The sequence below is a fragment of the Acinetobacter sp. WCHAc010034 genome (genome assembly GCF_001696615.3).
Lineage (GTDB): Bacteria > Pseudomonadota > Gammaproteobacteria > Pseudomonadales > Moraxellaceae > Acinetobacter.
This window is the reverse complement of sequence record NZ_CP032279.1, coordinates 885,583-899,334: the sequence shown is the minus strand read 5'-3', so window position 1 is coordinate 899,334 and position 13,752 is coordinate 885,583. Positions and strand designations below refer to the sequence as shown.

Here is a 13,752-nt window from a genome sequence, read left to right as displayed (position 1 = left end):
GAGAGAGAAGAGGTCAGGTATGAGGGTTTTATTGGTTGAAGATGATGCCTTATTGGCTAAAGCTACTGCACGCGGTTTAGATCAAGCCGGTTTTGTGGTGGATATAGCTGGTACGGCAGAGCATGCATATCATTTTTTAGGAAGTTATCATTACCACTTTATCTTACTTGACTTAGGCTTGCCTGACCGTAACGGGATTGAAATTTTAAAATCGCTGCGCCGAAAAAGAAATAAAGCTGGAATCATTATCCTTACCGCCCAAGACCAAATCGAAGACCGTATCGCTGGCTTAGAAGCGGGTGCAGATGATTTTGTGGTTAAACCTTATGATCTGCATGAGGTCGTGGCGCGGATCCATGCAGTACTTCGCCGTATTTCAGGTGAAGTCAGTGATTTGATTTTAATTGGCAATATTAGTATTAACAAGGCCAGTAAACGAGTGCTGTTAGATCAGGTTGAAGTTGAGTTGACCCATAAAGAATTTCACTTGTTGGAGTTGCTTACCTTAAACCGTGGCCGTGTGATCTCACGTGAAAATATAGAAAACTCATTTTATACTTATGATGCTGATATTAGCAGTAATGTGGTGCAAGTATATATCCATAATTTGCGCCGTAAGCTGGGTAAAAATATCGTACGCACAGTACAAGGCTTTGGATATGTCATGGATGAGCAGCATTAATGGCTGATCCGATTCGAAGTTATTCACTGACTCAGCGCTTATCTATGATTTTACTGGTGATTACTACCAGTGTTTGGCTCGGCAGCTTGGGCAGTATCTATTGGGGAATGCAAAGAACAGCTAATAATATCTTTGATAAATCTTTGGCTGAAACTGCCCATGCTTTGTTGTCTACGACCTTAAGTACCCTCGATGGGAGAGTGCCTGAACATACGGTCATCGAAAAAATCCAAGGTGAGCATTATGATCAGATTATATTTCAAATTTGGCATCGTGATGGCCAATTGATTTATCGTTCGGTGGGGGTTGAAACTCAGCCTTTTGTTCAGCAAGCCAGTTTTGGCTGGATCAAGATGCACAATAAAACCTACCGCAGTTATTCGGTCTGGGACAGTACGCATACCATACAGGTGCAAATCGCACAGGTTTGGACGATTCGGCAAGATATCCAAAAAGACATGTTGTTATTTTTGATATTGGTTTCAGCAGTATTTTTACCATTATTGTCGTGGCTGATTATTCGCACCATTCGCAATCACTTGTCTGCAGTATATAGCATCAGTCAAAATCTGGAAAAACAATCAATTGAGCACTTAAACCCGATCAATCCGGTGGTGCCTAAAGAGATTGAGCCGCTGGTAAGCTCGTTAAATACGTTACTTCGTGAAATAACGGAAAGCATGCAGCGTGAAAAACGCTTTACCTCTAATGCTGCACATGAGTTACGGACTCCTTTGGCTGCTATACGTCTGCATGCCCAAGTATTGCAAAGCGCGCGTTCTGCGGAGGAGTCAAGAGAGGCTGCAGAGGATATTATTACAGGTGTTGATAAAGCCTCAAGGATGATTACTCAGTTACTCACCTTAGCAAGACTCGAACCAAATGCGGCACAGACCAAAAGCAATTTTGATCTAGCTAATATTATTAACAGTATAGTTGCGATGATGGATTTTCAGTTCCGTCAAGCGGGTATAGATTTGCAGTTGCAACTGGCTTCAGCACCGGTTTGGGCCCAACCAGATCAGCTGGAAATTATGCTGAGAAATATACTGGAAAATGCCATTATCTACCGTAGCCCAAATCATGCATCGATAATCAAAGTCAGTTGTGGGGTTGTTGGAAATAGCAGTTTTTTACAAGTTGAGGATAATGGTATTGGTTTGGATGAAGCACAAATACCATTGATATTTCATCGTTTTTATCGGATAAATCAAGCCAGTACTGTAGTTGGTAGTGGTTTGGGTTTATCAATTGTTAAACAAATCGTTGATTCACATCAAGCCAATATTAAAGTGTACCGAAACAATGTGGCCGGAGGATTAATTGTAAGAGTTGAATTTTCAAAAGGGGAAATTTAATGATTTTTTTATGTTGTGCTGTTATATCCCAAGTCTTGTTTTTGGGTCAATAGGGGCAAAATCATTTGTTTCCAGTTTCTGCCTATGCATGTAGTTGATTAAAGTCGTTAAAGATATATCAGACAGCATATTGCCATTTCGATGTGCAGGAAAAATAAAACCTTGGAATTGAGCTTACTTTGAATGGATTCTAATGAATCAATGGCTTCATTTGACAATGGGAAACGATGCTCTTTTTATTTTTCATACGCATACGTTCTCTGGGAACAATCCAAATTTTTGCTTTAAAATTAATTTCTGGCCAAGTTGCGCCAAATATTTCATGAGAGCGATAAGCCTTCAAAGTAGCGAGTCAATCTGAATCTGGCACAGGTCCAAGCAAATTTATTGTGTCTTTAAAAATAAAAGAATACCTGTTTAACTGATATGACTGAATCCTGCTGTTAAAGGCTTTAAGCCTTTAACAATATCCTGAAGGTTGGAGCCATTAATCCAGAAAGACTTTTTAAGAATCAAAGTCGTCATTATATTTTCTGCCTGATCATCACTGATGTCTTGGCAGGCAAGACCATAACGATTGTCCAAGACGGTATTATTCTCAATAAACTGAATATAGTAGGTATGTAGTTCTTGTGCATAACCTAAAATTGCATCACGTTGATTTTTCATATTTGAATTTTCCATCAGGTTGTTTTGTAGATAATTTGATCTGATTAAAATCATTGTTATGCAAAAATTGCTATCCGTCAACTTGAATGTGTAACTTTTTCAAGATATATTATTTTTAAAGAAATTTTAAATCTAAGAAGAGTGCACAATGAATAAGAAAACTAAACTTGAGCATGGCGGCGCCAGAGCAAATTCCGGGCGAAAAGCTCAGTTTAATGAACCGACTAAAGTTATTCGGGTGCCTGAATCACAGGCTGAGTTTATCAAGCAATGGCTGCTGAAAAATTTCAACACCTCGGCTTTAGATGATTTAAGTCCAGTCCTAAGAGCTCATACAGTGAAACCGGCGAATGATAAGGTATATCAAATTCCGCTCGCTGCGGAACGAGTTGCTGCAGGATGCCCAGCCCCGGTGCAAACTGATGTGGAGGAGTCTTTGGATCTCAATGAGTTCCTGATTCGGAATCAAAATAGTACGTTTATTGTTAAAGCAAACTCACTTTCCATGCTGAATGCCGGCATTGATATTGATGATCCTTTGATTGTTGACCGGAGCCTGACCGCGAAATCAGGAGATATTGTAATTGCTCGTATCGACAATGACTTTACGGTAAAACGGCTAATTCTTGAACAAAAGTTTCATCCTGCAAAAATATGGCTGAAGGCTGAGAATCCTGAGTTTAAAAATATCTATATTGAAGAAGGGCAGGAGTTTGAAATATGGGGAGTGGTGACCTATAACCTTAAAAGAATGCGCTAGAGGAGTATGCAAAGAGGATTTAGAGTTTGAAGCGTAACCGTAATTTTCCTTAGATATTAATTAACAATGCCATAAAAATATAAACTATTATGATTAAATTATTGAAAAATTTAACTTTATTTCGACAGGGTTTGGGAGCACCGGGACTATATGGAAAAGGTATATCTGGAACATTGCAGGTTATTGAGCATCTTGGCTATGTGCAAATTGATACGATATCTGTAGTTGAGCGGGCCCATCATCATATTCTGTGGAGCCGTGTGCCTGATTATGATTTAATTTATCTGAATACACTGATTCGGGAAAAACAAATTTTTGAGCATTGGCATCACGCTGCCTCTTACCTTCCAATGCGGGATTACCGTTATACAATTCCATTTATGGCATCTGTACGAAATGGTGAAAACCGCTATTTTAACAGAGGTGATAAGCACTTAATGCATGAAATTTTGGCTCGTATTAATGCTGAAGGAAAAATTCGGCTCCGTGATCTTGATAAAGTGAATAATGAAAATCAGAGAAACTGGTGGAATTCTGGACCAAACCGCCGGGCGTTTGAACAGTTATTCATGCAGGGAGATTTGATGGTGTGTGAACGTCATGGCATGGAAAAGGTCTATGATCTGACGGAACGCTGCTTGCCTGAAAATATCGATTTAAGCACACCAACACTTCAGGAATATGCTCTCTATTTGTTTGACGCTACGCTCAGGGCGCATGGGGTATTTACATGGAAACAGCTATTGCATTTAAAGGGAGGAAAAGATTTACGTGAAGCTATGCGTAACATATTGAATGAGCGGCTGTCCGCAGGGATGATAGAAGCGCTAAAAATGCCGGATGGCCAGGCGGTTTATATTGATATGGCGAATCTGGAGCGGGAATTAAAGTATCAGACTAATTTGAAGATACTTTCACCATTTGACAATCTTGTTATTCATCGCGATCGTTTGAATACTTTATTTGAATTTGACTATCGAATGGAATGCTATGTTCCAGCATCTAAAAGAGTATATGGTTATTTTTGTTTACCTATATTGTATCGGGGCGGGCTCGTTGGGCGGATAGATTGTAAAGCTTATCGCGCTGAGAAAAGATTGGCTGTCTTAAATTTACATCTGGACGATAGCAAAATACAGGACAAAAATTTGTTTCTCTTAGAATTAAACATAGAGCTGCAAAGATTTGCCGAATTTAATCAGTGCTTGTATTTTGAGGGCTTGGCTGCATAAATCTTTTTAGAGGTTAGGAGTTTTCCATCCGTATTTTTTAGATACAGCTTGGGCATGGGATTAAGCTGATTCTGTAAATTTATTCAGCCCAGCAACTAAAAGTGATAAGTTTTAGCAGCCTAAGATAGGGGCCTTTTATTTTCAGCAATTGCAATAACGGCTAAGTTTTGCATGGTCTGCCATTGATGCTGTATTGGTCTTGCCATTATGAATGGCCTTTTAAGAAAAAGCAGGTGTGTTGTGATTTCAAATAAATTATTCGTGTTGGGTCTAATGATGGGCTGTATTTCCCAGACAGCGTCTGCTAATGATGTTGGGCTAACTCAGCAGTTTTCGATCTGTATCGATAGGTCAAATGGTGTAACGGCAGAGATGCTTGACTGCATTGGAGTAGAGACAAAACGTCAGGATGTACGTCTCAATAAGGCTTATAAAGATGTCATGGCCTCGCTTACCCCCGCACGCAAGAAGCAGCTGCAGGAGGTTCAGCGTGTATGGATTAAGTATCGCGATGTAAATTGCAATTTCTATGCTGACCCTGATGGGGGAACATTAGCAGCACTCAGCAGTCATGACTGCTTCATGTCGGCGACAGCATCTCGGGCACAAGAGCTGGAAGGATTCAAGTAATAATCCGCCAATTTAATATACCTTCAACATAGTAGATTATATTGTGGCGGTTAATTACCTCGAAGTGTTTTTTCTCCCGTAGCAATTTTCTCTAGGTGTTTAGTCCCAGATTTTAATGGTGCAATATTCTCACATAAATGGAAGGAAGCACTATGGGATAAGTTCTACACAGCAGCGCCACAACGACACAGGCAGTGCGTCGAGCAATACAAAATAGTCAAGAGAGCTTAAGAGCGCTAGCCAAGCATTACTGCATCAATTAAAAGACTGTCGCAAAGTGGAAGAAACGCACTTCAGTAGATGATCTGACAACCCGGCCAAAGAATCCTCACTCAAGCGTGTTATCGCCTGAAGAAGAGGCGGCAATCGTTGCTTTTCGAAAAAGCACTTTGTTGCCGCTAGACGATTGTCTTTATGCCTTTCAGCCGAGCATTCCTCATCTGACGCGCTCCTCGTTACACCGCTGCTTGCAGCGGCATGGTATTTCACGGCTTCCTGAGGTGCAGGGTTATCGTACTGTCAAGAAGTGCTTCAAGAACTGCCCCATCGGTTACTTCCATATTGACATCGCTGAGATGCAAACAGCATAGGGGAAGCTTTATCTCTTCGTTGCCATTGATCGCACTGCCAAGTTCGCGTTCATTGAATTGCATACCAGAGCCGGTAAGATGGCAGCCGCGCAGTTCCTGCGCAATTTGGTTAAGGCTGTGCCCTACAGCATACATACGGTGCTGACGGATAACGGTATCCAGTTCACGAACCGCACCTGTGATCGCTATGCCTCTGAGCACATCTTTGATCGGGTTTGTACTGAATGCAGCATTGAACATCGTCTTACCAGGGTTAAGCATCCATGGACCAATGGACAGGTCGAGCGGATGAATCGAACGATTAAGGAAGTTGCTGTCAAACGGTTCCATTACGACGATCACACTTAGCTATGTATTCACCTTGCTGATTTTATTGCCACATACAACTTCGGCCGCAGACTCAAAACACTTAAGGGTCTGACTCCCTACGAATTCATGTGCAAACAGTGGGCAGATGAACCTGAACCTTTTAAATTTGATCCGATCCATCAAATGCCGGGACTAAACACCTAGACAGAAATACTAAGAGTATTAAATTATTTTTAAAACCTATTTGGTGTTATGTTATAACGTTTCTTTTTTGGGTGAATCATGAAGTACACAACTCTAATGACTTTAATTTTGTTGGCTATTCAACAAGCGCAAGCAGAACAAAATGTTCTGGTTTTAGATACTCTTATTTTTCATGCGGAACAAACTGAAAAGACTTCAGTGATTGTGGAAAAAGAGAGAATTGAAACATCAAATACACTGGGGGATGCGCTTAAGCATGTCTCAGGGGTACAAAGCACATCCTTTGGTCCAAATGCTGGCGCACCTGTGATACGCAGCTTATCAGGCAATAGAGTGAGCATCCTTGAGAATGGGCAAACGATTAATGGAATGAATGCAATAAGTGGTGATATTAATATTCCATTTGATCCACTCTTTACAAAAAGTGTCACTGTTCATAAAGGTACAAATTCAGTTAGATATGGGGGGAATTCCATTGGGGGCAGTGTGGATATTGATACTGGACTGATTTCAAAAAAGTTGGAGGATAAAAGTCGAAGTTTAGATATCGCTTATAAAAAAGGGTTTAATGATTTTAATGCCCACGGTATTCGTTTAAATGTAAACAATCAAAAAAACTTAAGCACAAATATTCAGTTCTCAACCCAAAGTATTTCTTCATATAAAATACCTGGATCAAGCAAAGCCGCAGTATGCGATACAGCTGTTTTTCCGAGTACTGGCGGCGTAAATTCTGCTTTGGCAGATGCATGTCAAAAGGACTCTAGAATCTCAAATGTGTTTAATAAAGCGCATAATCAGTATTTAAATAAGCACGTTTTAGAAGATATCACGAAGAACCCAGAAAATTTCTATGATTATTATGATGGTTTAGAGTCTGCTAAATACACAGATGAGGCAATCTCAAAACGGTATGTAAATGGTTCATTGAAAGAGTTTATTAATGACCCGAACCCTGATTATGTGCCGGACACGGCTAAGTATGTACAGAATAAAATTAACAATGATGTAACGCCGAATTATAAAAAGAAACTAGGTAACAGCTATGCCAGAAATGAAAACATGGCGATAGGGACAACCTATTTCTTAAACAATGGCTATATCGGCGTGAGTGCTGACTATAAAAGCAGTGAATATGGTGTTCCGGGTTTTTCTATGGAAAACAAATCTTTTCAGAGCTCTTATAGCGATGGCTTGCCAGTGGGTGTAAAAATCGAACAGAATCGTTTTGCCGTAGACTCGCTGCTTAGAGAGCCATTAAGTTTGCTGAAGAGTGTGCAGCTGAAAGCATCTAGACTGTCAAACACATCTGGGGAGTACATTGGTGCGAGAAATGCCAATGAATATAAATTTGATACTGATACTGCAGAGCTGGTATTTGAACACAAGCCTTATAAAAGCCTCAGCGGAGAAATAGGAGCTTCTATAAATGCCAGACAGGTTAAAGGCTCAGGTGCAGAACGTTATTTGCCAAATGTAAATACAGCTTCTCATGCAATATTCATACTGGAAAAACTAGATTTCAATAAACTTTCTTTTGATGCCGGTTATCGTGTCGAGAAAGTCAAACATGAGATTCAGGACCAGAGCTTTAAGTTGGCACGTAATGCTTCAAATAGCACGCTTGAAGATAAGTCCTTTGATCTGAATAGTTTCTATATCGGATCAGAGTTTAGAGTTACAGATTATTTGGGTTTCAGACTTCAGTACAGTGAGTCTGAACGGGCACCCGAAATCAATGAACTCTATGCCAGTAACCCTCACTACTCAGTGATGACCCAAGAAGAAGGAAATCAAAAACTAAATAAAGAAGTCATGCAGGGTTTAGAGTTTACAACTACTCTGAATTGGGATTCGACCAATATTGCGGTTTCATTGTACCAAATGGATTTTGAGGACTATTTGTATTTGTCCCACTCAGGTGCCTCTATGCGGAACCGTTTACCATTGAAGTATTGGAAGCAAACCGATACACAAGTGAATGGCTTTGAGTTGGATATGAACCATACGTTTTCCCTCGACAACTTAGGGGATTTAAAAGTAGGTGGCTTTGCAGATTTGGTCAAGAATAAAGCGACAAATCCCGATCGTTTACGTTTAGCCAATGATGGAATCTATTTGCCCAATATGCCAACCAACCGCTATGGCGCAAATATTGAGTGGACATTCGAGAATTGGTCAGCGCGCCTGTCTAGTATTTATTACGACAAGCCTCGTTACCTAGGTAAAAATGTGGGTGAGGAAGTCCCATTGCCTGCATACAATCTGCTTGATTTAGATATTCGTAAAAAAGTGACGTTGAAAAACGCCAGTTTTGATCTGTTTATCAATGGCTCTAATTTGCTCGATGAAGATGCACGGCCGCAAAACTCCCCATTGAAATATATTGCGCCATTACCAGGCAGAGCTTTTCAATTAGGCATAACGATGCATATTTAATATCTCATCCTAAACATTCAGAGATGGATCCGTAAATTTGAACAACTCCTATAAGTGATATTCTGCTCCTCAAATGATGTTATAAACATCAATATATGGAGTATTTTATGGCACGTAGACCAAGAAGAAATCATTCAAATGATTTTAAAGCTAAGGTAGCACTTGCTGCGATTAAAGCAGAAAAAACACTTGCTGAATTGAGTGCTGAGTTTGATGTTCATCAAAACCAAATTATTGACTGGAAAAATCAATTGATCTCAGCTTCCTCGCAAGCTTTCGATCAATCAAAAGCTCCAACAGAACCACCCATCGATCTAAAAAAACTACATGCAAAAATCGGTGAGCAGGCATTAGAAATTGATTTTTTAGAAGGTGTGTTGAAGAAACTGGGCCGCTTCAACCACAAAAGTTAATCGACGACTCACTTCAGATTTCAGTATCTAAGCAAGCTAAGCTGCTGAAAGTCTCCCGTGGTTGTTATTACTATCGCCCAAAACCTGTGAGTGCATCAGATCTGAAGCTGATGCGATGTATTGATGAATTACATATGCAATATCCTTTTGCAGGCAGTCGTATGATGCGTGATTTGTTGAATCGTCAAGGACATCATATAGGACGACGTCATACACGTACTTTAATGAAGAAAATGGGTATTCAGGCGTTATATTGCAAACCAAATTTAAGCCAGGCTAATCAAGCTCACCGTAAATATCCATATCTGCTCAAAGGATTGGCTATTCAGCGCAGTAATCAAGTGTGGTCTACGGATATAACGTATATCCCTATGGCAAAAGGCTTTGTTTATTTATGTGCTGTGATTGATTGGCATAGCCGCAAGGTACTTGCGCATAGAGTATCGATTAGTATGGAGGTGGATTTTTGTATTTCGGCTTTAAATGAAGCGATTGAAAAATATGGTCGACCTGAAATATTTAATACAGACCAAGGCAGCCAGTTTACCAGTGATGCATTTATTGATGTATTGAAATCAAATGGCATTCAAATCAGTATGGATGGTAAAGGTCGATGGGTAGATAATGTGATGGTTGAACGATTATGGCGGAGCGTTAAATATGAAGAGGTGTATCTCAAAGCTTATAGCAGTGTCACAGATGCGAAAAAGCAATTAAGTGCATATTTTGAGTTTTATAATTTGAAACGACCTCATTCGAGTCTAGACAAAATGACACCAAATGAGTTTTACTATGATCAGCTACCCCAACAAAACAAGGTGGCTTAACTAGAGCGGAATATCACTTATAAATACGCTTTTAGTTGTTCAAACAAGTGGGACCACCTCTATTCCAATAAGATAGAACACCGTAAAGTGTTCTATCTTTTATAGCTGATTTAGAAAAAGTACACTAATCCAGTTCGCTAAAAGGCTACTTGTTAGATTTGTTTCTAAGTATTTAGAAATGGCTTTTTTGCATAAATCTATCATTAATGACTTAATCAGCAATATAATTTTTAGATGAAGAAGCCTGTACCTAAAATTTATCAAATTTTCAATTGGTCAGTATAGAGCGGTTGCAACCAGATTTGATAAGCTTGCACGAAATTATCAGTCTATGATTTACATTGCTTGCATGTTTATTTGATGTAAAGCCAAATGAGGACACGCCCTAGTACTAAGTAATATAAATATTTGTGTATACGTTATAAATTAAGATAGATGATTTTATATAAATGTTCGCTTTTTTAATGACTTGGAGAATGCAATTGCTTGTTAATCGCTATAAGTATTTGATAATAATTGTATTACTCTTTTTTTTAGCTGGTTTTTTTCTATTTCGCTGGTGGCAGGGGCCATTGTTATCTGGTTATGAGGTTGTATCTAGTCCACTGGTTCAGACGGTGGTTGCCTCAGGACGGGTCGAAACGGTATCTCGGGCTCAGATTGGTAGTGAAATTACAGGGGTGGTCCTTGAGCGGTTGATTCAAGAAGGCGATCGGGTTTCCCGTGGGGATCTGCTTTTGCTACTCAAATCGGATGAAATTGCAGCGCAGGTACGACAAGCAGAAGCAGAATTGACCGAACTTGCGGCCAGTAGACGTCCACAAGCGGAAGTTGATTTGGCGAATGCTAAAGTGCAGTTACAACAAGCTGAGCGGGAAGCAGCGCGGAGAAGGAATACCGAATTAGGCATATTATCAGCTGAGGAAAGAGAGAAATCGATAGAGGCAGAAAGACTCGCTCGTAATAATTTGGAATTGGCTCGCTTAAAAGTTGCTGCACTGGCTCCGGGGCAAGCTGAAGAGACAATGCTGCGTGAACGACTAGCCGCATTACAAGCGCAACTTGCCAAAACCAAAATTCGTGCAGAAGTCTCAGGTACCGTTTTAACTCGGAATGTGGAGCCCGGAGATCTGGTGCAACCTAGCCAGACCCTTTTCACCATTGCGCTGGATGGTGCAACCGAAATTCGAGTCCCCTTTGATGAACGCAATTTACCGCTGCTGGCTTTACAACAAAAAGCGGCAGTGATAGCGGATGCCTATCCAGATCAAGCTTTTCCAGCCCATATTAATTTTATTGCCCCAAGTATTGATGCTCAGCGTGGCACAGTCGACGTCCGATTAACAGTGGATCCAGTCCCTGATTTTTTGCGTCAAGACATGACGGTATCGGTCAATGTTGAAACCAATAAGCGTGAGCGGACCTTGGTTATTCCAAATGATGCTTTAAGCAGTATCAGTGGAAAAAAAGCCATGGTTATTTTGGTAAGAGATGGAAAAATTCAACGTCATTCCATCACACTGGGATTGCGTGGTTTGGTCATGTCGGAAGTTGTTGCTGGATTAAAAGAAGGTGATCAAGTCCTTGCCGATGCAGAATCAGCACTTAAAGATGGCACCCGTGTCCGCCTAGAGCAAAAACAACGTGGATTGCAGCATCAAGCGGATCAGACAGATAGCAAAAATGAATTACCGGTGAAATTCGATTGAAAAACTTTTTTGGGCGACTTTGGACAGAGTGGACCATCGCAATCAGTTTTTTGCGCGAGGGTCGTACCCAGTCGATGATGATTACCATTGGCGTCGCCGTAGGGGTGGCGGTAATTGTATTCATCAGTGCCTTAATTCAAGGTTTACAGTCGAATATTGTAGAAAGGACTTTAGGTACGCAGGCACATATTCGCTTGCTCTCACCAGATGAGGTGAATCAGATTGTGCCGCCAACAGCCCGAACACTTCAGTTGTTACAAGAAGATAAACGGGCGCAGCGCTTACGCTCGATTAATAATTGGCAGCAGATTACGGAAACTTTAGATCAGTTACCAGTATTGACGGCTGTTTCTCCTGTGGTTTCTGGTCCTGCATTTGTACAGCGTGGTGATGCAATTGAATCTGTCGCCTTGGTTGGTATTAATTTGGAGCGTTATCAACAAATTATTCCACTCAAGCAATATATGGTGAGTGGTCAATTACGTGTCAGTGCGGATAATGTCTTGATTGGGCGTCAATTGGCCAAAGATTTGGGGGTAGAAGTCGGGAGCAAATTAAGGCTAGATACTGGGCAGCAGAAAAATGCGGTGGTGAATATCTCGGGCATATTTGAACTGGGCGTGCGTGAATTGGATGCACGCTATGTCTATCTGGATTTGAAACAGGCGCAATCTTTACTCAATTTACCAGGTGGCGTGACCGTAATTGATCTGACGATCCAAGATATTTTTCAGGCAGATCAAATTGCCGTACAAGTCGGACGCCTGACGGGATTAAAAGCTGAAAGCTGGATTGAAACCAATGCCCAACTCATGAATGCGATCACCGCTCAGAGCCTTTCGACCAATATGATTATTGTTTTTGTGGGGATTTCAGTCGCTTTTGGCATTGCCAGTGTGATGTCGGTAAGCGTGGTGCAACGCACGCGGGAAATTGGGATTTTACGTGCGACGGGGGCGACCCAATCGCAGATTTTAAGAGTGTTCTTGTTTCAAGGGGCAATTTTTGGGCTGCTCGGTTCGATTTTAGGGAGTGTGGTCAGTTGTGGTTTAGTCTGGGTATTTAATCAGTTTGGTCCACGTTTGTTTCATATTTCAATATCAATCCAGCTCATCCTTTTGGCAGTATTGTTGGCGACATTGACAGGTGTGTTGGCTGCGGCAGTCCCATCACGACGAGCTGCGGCATTAGACCCTGTGGAGGCGATTCGTCATGTCTGATCAGTCTAAGGAAGTGCTGCGTTTAGAGGCATTGCGAAAATCTTATAACGTTGGGCAAGCCAATGAAGTGGAGGTGCTACACGGGATTGATCTGTGTATTGAGCGCAATGATTTTGCCGCGCTCATAGGTCCTTCAGGTTCAGGTAAAAGTACTTTATTGAATATTCTGGGCTTATTAGATCAGCCAAGCAGTGGCGAGTTGTACTTGCTCGGTCAGGCCACAAGCGGTATGGATGATGTTAGACGGACTGCGCTGCGGGGGAGCAGCATCGGTTTTGTGTTTCAGTTCCATCATCTTATACAGGCATTTACTGCTTTAAATAATGTCCTCATGCCGTTAATGCTGAAGCAGGGTAAGCCTGATCAATCTGCACTGCAATATGCGCATGAATTATTAGCCGCAGTAGGATTGGAAAAATTTGCGGATCGTAAACCAAATGAGCTTTCTGGCGGACAGCAGCAGCGTGTGGCGATAGCTCGAGCGCTGATAACCAAGCCTGCACTATTGTTGGCTGATGAACCGACAGGCAATCTGGACACTCAAACTGCTGCGGAAATGTTTGAATTATTTCGCAAAGTACATCGTGAACATGACTGTGCTGTATTGCTGGTCACGCATGATCCCAGATTATCGGCAACCTGTGACCGAACCATTAATCTGGTGGATGGGAAAATTCAGAGTGATTCCAAAAACGAGATGAAATAGGGAC

The 13,752-nt window shown here is 41.2% G+C and carries 11 protein-coding genes and 2 pseudogenes; 11 read left to right on the top strand and 2 right to left on the bottom strand.

Annotated elements, in window-relative coordinates:
• Positions 1-19: 19 nt before the first annotated feature.
• Together BEN74_RS05960 and BEN74_RS05955 are read left to right on the top strand one after the other, a co-directional pair.
• Complete coding sequence (locus BEN74_RS05960) at positions 20-682, top strand: response regulator (protein ID WP_068910528.1); 663 nt, start codon at positions 20-22, stop codon at positions 680-682.
• Positions 682-2,040 (top strand): ATP-binding protein, encoded by a 1,359-nt coding sequence (locus BEN74_RS05955; protein ID WP_068910527.1) that lies wholly within the window; start codon positions 682-684, stop codon positions 2,038-2,040. Before BEN74_RS05960 ends, BEN74_RS05955 begins: the two co-directional genes overlap by 1 nt.
• A 39-nt stretch (positions 2,041-2,079) precedes the next feature.
• Here BEN74_RS05955 and BEN74_RS19675 read toward each other — a convergent pair.
• Positions 2,080-2,389: pseudogene (locus BEN74_RS19675) on the bottom strand (tyrosine-type recombinase/integrase); the annotation flags it as partial.
• A gap of 68 nt (positions 2,390-2,457) precedes the next feature.
• Positions 2,458-2,709, bottom strand: a complete 252-nt coding sequence (locus BEN74_RS05950) for a hypothetical protein (protein ID WP_068910557.1) — start codon at positions 2,707-2,709, stop codon at positions 2,458-2,460.
• 148 nt (positions 2,710-2,857) lie between these two features.
• On the opposite strand from BEN74_RS05950, the gene BEN74_RS05945 reads away from it, so the two are divergent.
• The 9 genes and pseudogenes from BEN74_RS05945 to BEN74_RS05905 all read left to right on the top strand — a co-directional run bounded on the left by BEN74_RS05945 (position 2,858) and on the right by BEN74_RS05905 (position 13,748).
• Positions 2,858-3,469 (top strand): LexA family protein, encoded by a 612-nt coding sequence (locus BEN74_RS05945; RefSeq protein ID WP_068910526.1) that lies wholly within the window; start codon positions 2,858-2,860, stop codon positions 3,467-3,469.
• 89 nt (positions 3,470-3,558) lie between these two features.
• A complete protein-coding gene (locus BEN74_RS05940; RefSeq protein ID WP_068910525.1) occupies positions 3,559-4,701 on the top strand; it encodes a winged helix-turn-helix domain-containing protein in 1,143 nt (380 codons plus the stop codon).
• A 240-nt stretch (positions 4,702-4,941) separates the two neighbouring features.
• Complete coding sequence (locus BEN74_RS05935) at positions 4,942-5,331, top strand: lysozyme inhibitor LprI family protein (protein WP_228200401.1); 390 nt, start codon at positions 4,942-4,944, stop codon at positions 5,329-5,331.
• A 194-nt stretch (positions 5,332-5,525) separates the two neighbouring features.
• Positions 5,526-6,434, top strand: a pseudogene (locus BEN74_RS05930) (IS481 family transposase).
• 78 nt (positions 6,435-6,512) lie between these two features.
• Positions 6,513-8,873 carry a TonB-dependent receptor gene (locus BEN74_RS05925; protein WP_068910523.1) on the top strand — a complete coding sequence of 787 codons (2,361 nt, stop codon included), beginning with the start codon at positions 6,513-6,515 and terminating at the stop codon, positions 8,871-8,873.
• Positions 8,874-8,980: 107 nt separating this feature from the next.
• Positions 8,981-10,113 (top strand): IS3-like element ISAba14 family transposase gene (locus BEN74_RS05920; protein ID WP_223155595.1). Its coding sequence is split into 2 segments (ribosomal slippage): positions 8,981-9,233 and positions 9,233-10,113, totalling 1,134 coding nucleotides; the frame shifts between segments, so codons are not numbered across the junction.
• A 482-nt stretch (positions 10,114-10,595) separates the two neighbouring features.
• Positions 10,596-11,822 carry an efflux RND transporter periplasmic adaptor subunit gene (locus tag BEN74_RS05915; RefSeq protein WP_068911430.1) on the top strand — a complete coding sequence of 409 codons (1,227 nt, stop codon included), beginning with the start codon at positions 10,596-10,598 and terminating at the stop codon, positions 11,820-11,822.
• Positions 11,819-13,042: an ABC transporter permease gene (locus BEN74_RS05910; RefSeq protein WP_068911428.1), complete on the top strand. Its 1,224-nt coding sequence runs from the start codon at positions 11,819-11,821 to the stop codon at positions 13,040-13,042. The genes BEN74_RS05915 and BEN74_RS05910 overlap by 4 nt, the downstream gene beginning before the upstream one ends.
• Positions 13,035-13,748, top strand: a complete 714-nt coding sequence (locus tag BEN74_RS05905; protein ID WP_068911426.1) for an ABC transporter ATP-binding protein — start codon at positions 13,035-13,037, stop codon at positions 13,746-13,748. Before BEN74_RS05910 ends, BEN74_RS05905 begins: the two co-directional genes overlap by 8 nt.
• The last annotated feature ends 4 nt before the right edge of the window (positions 13,749-13,752 follow it).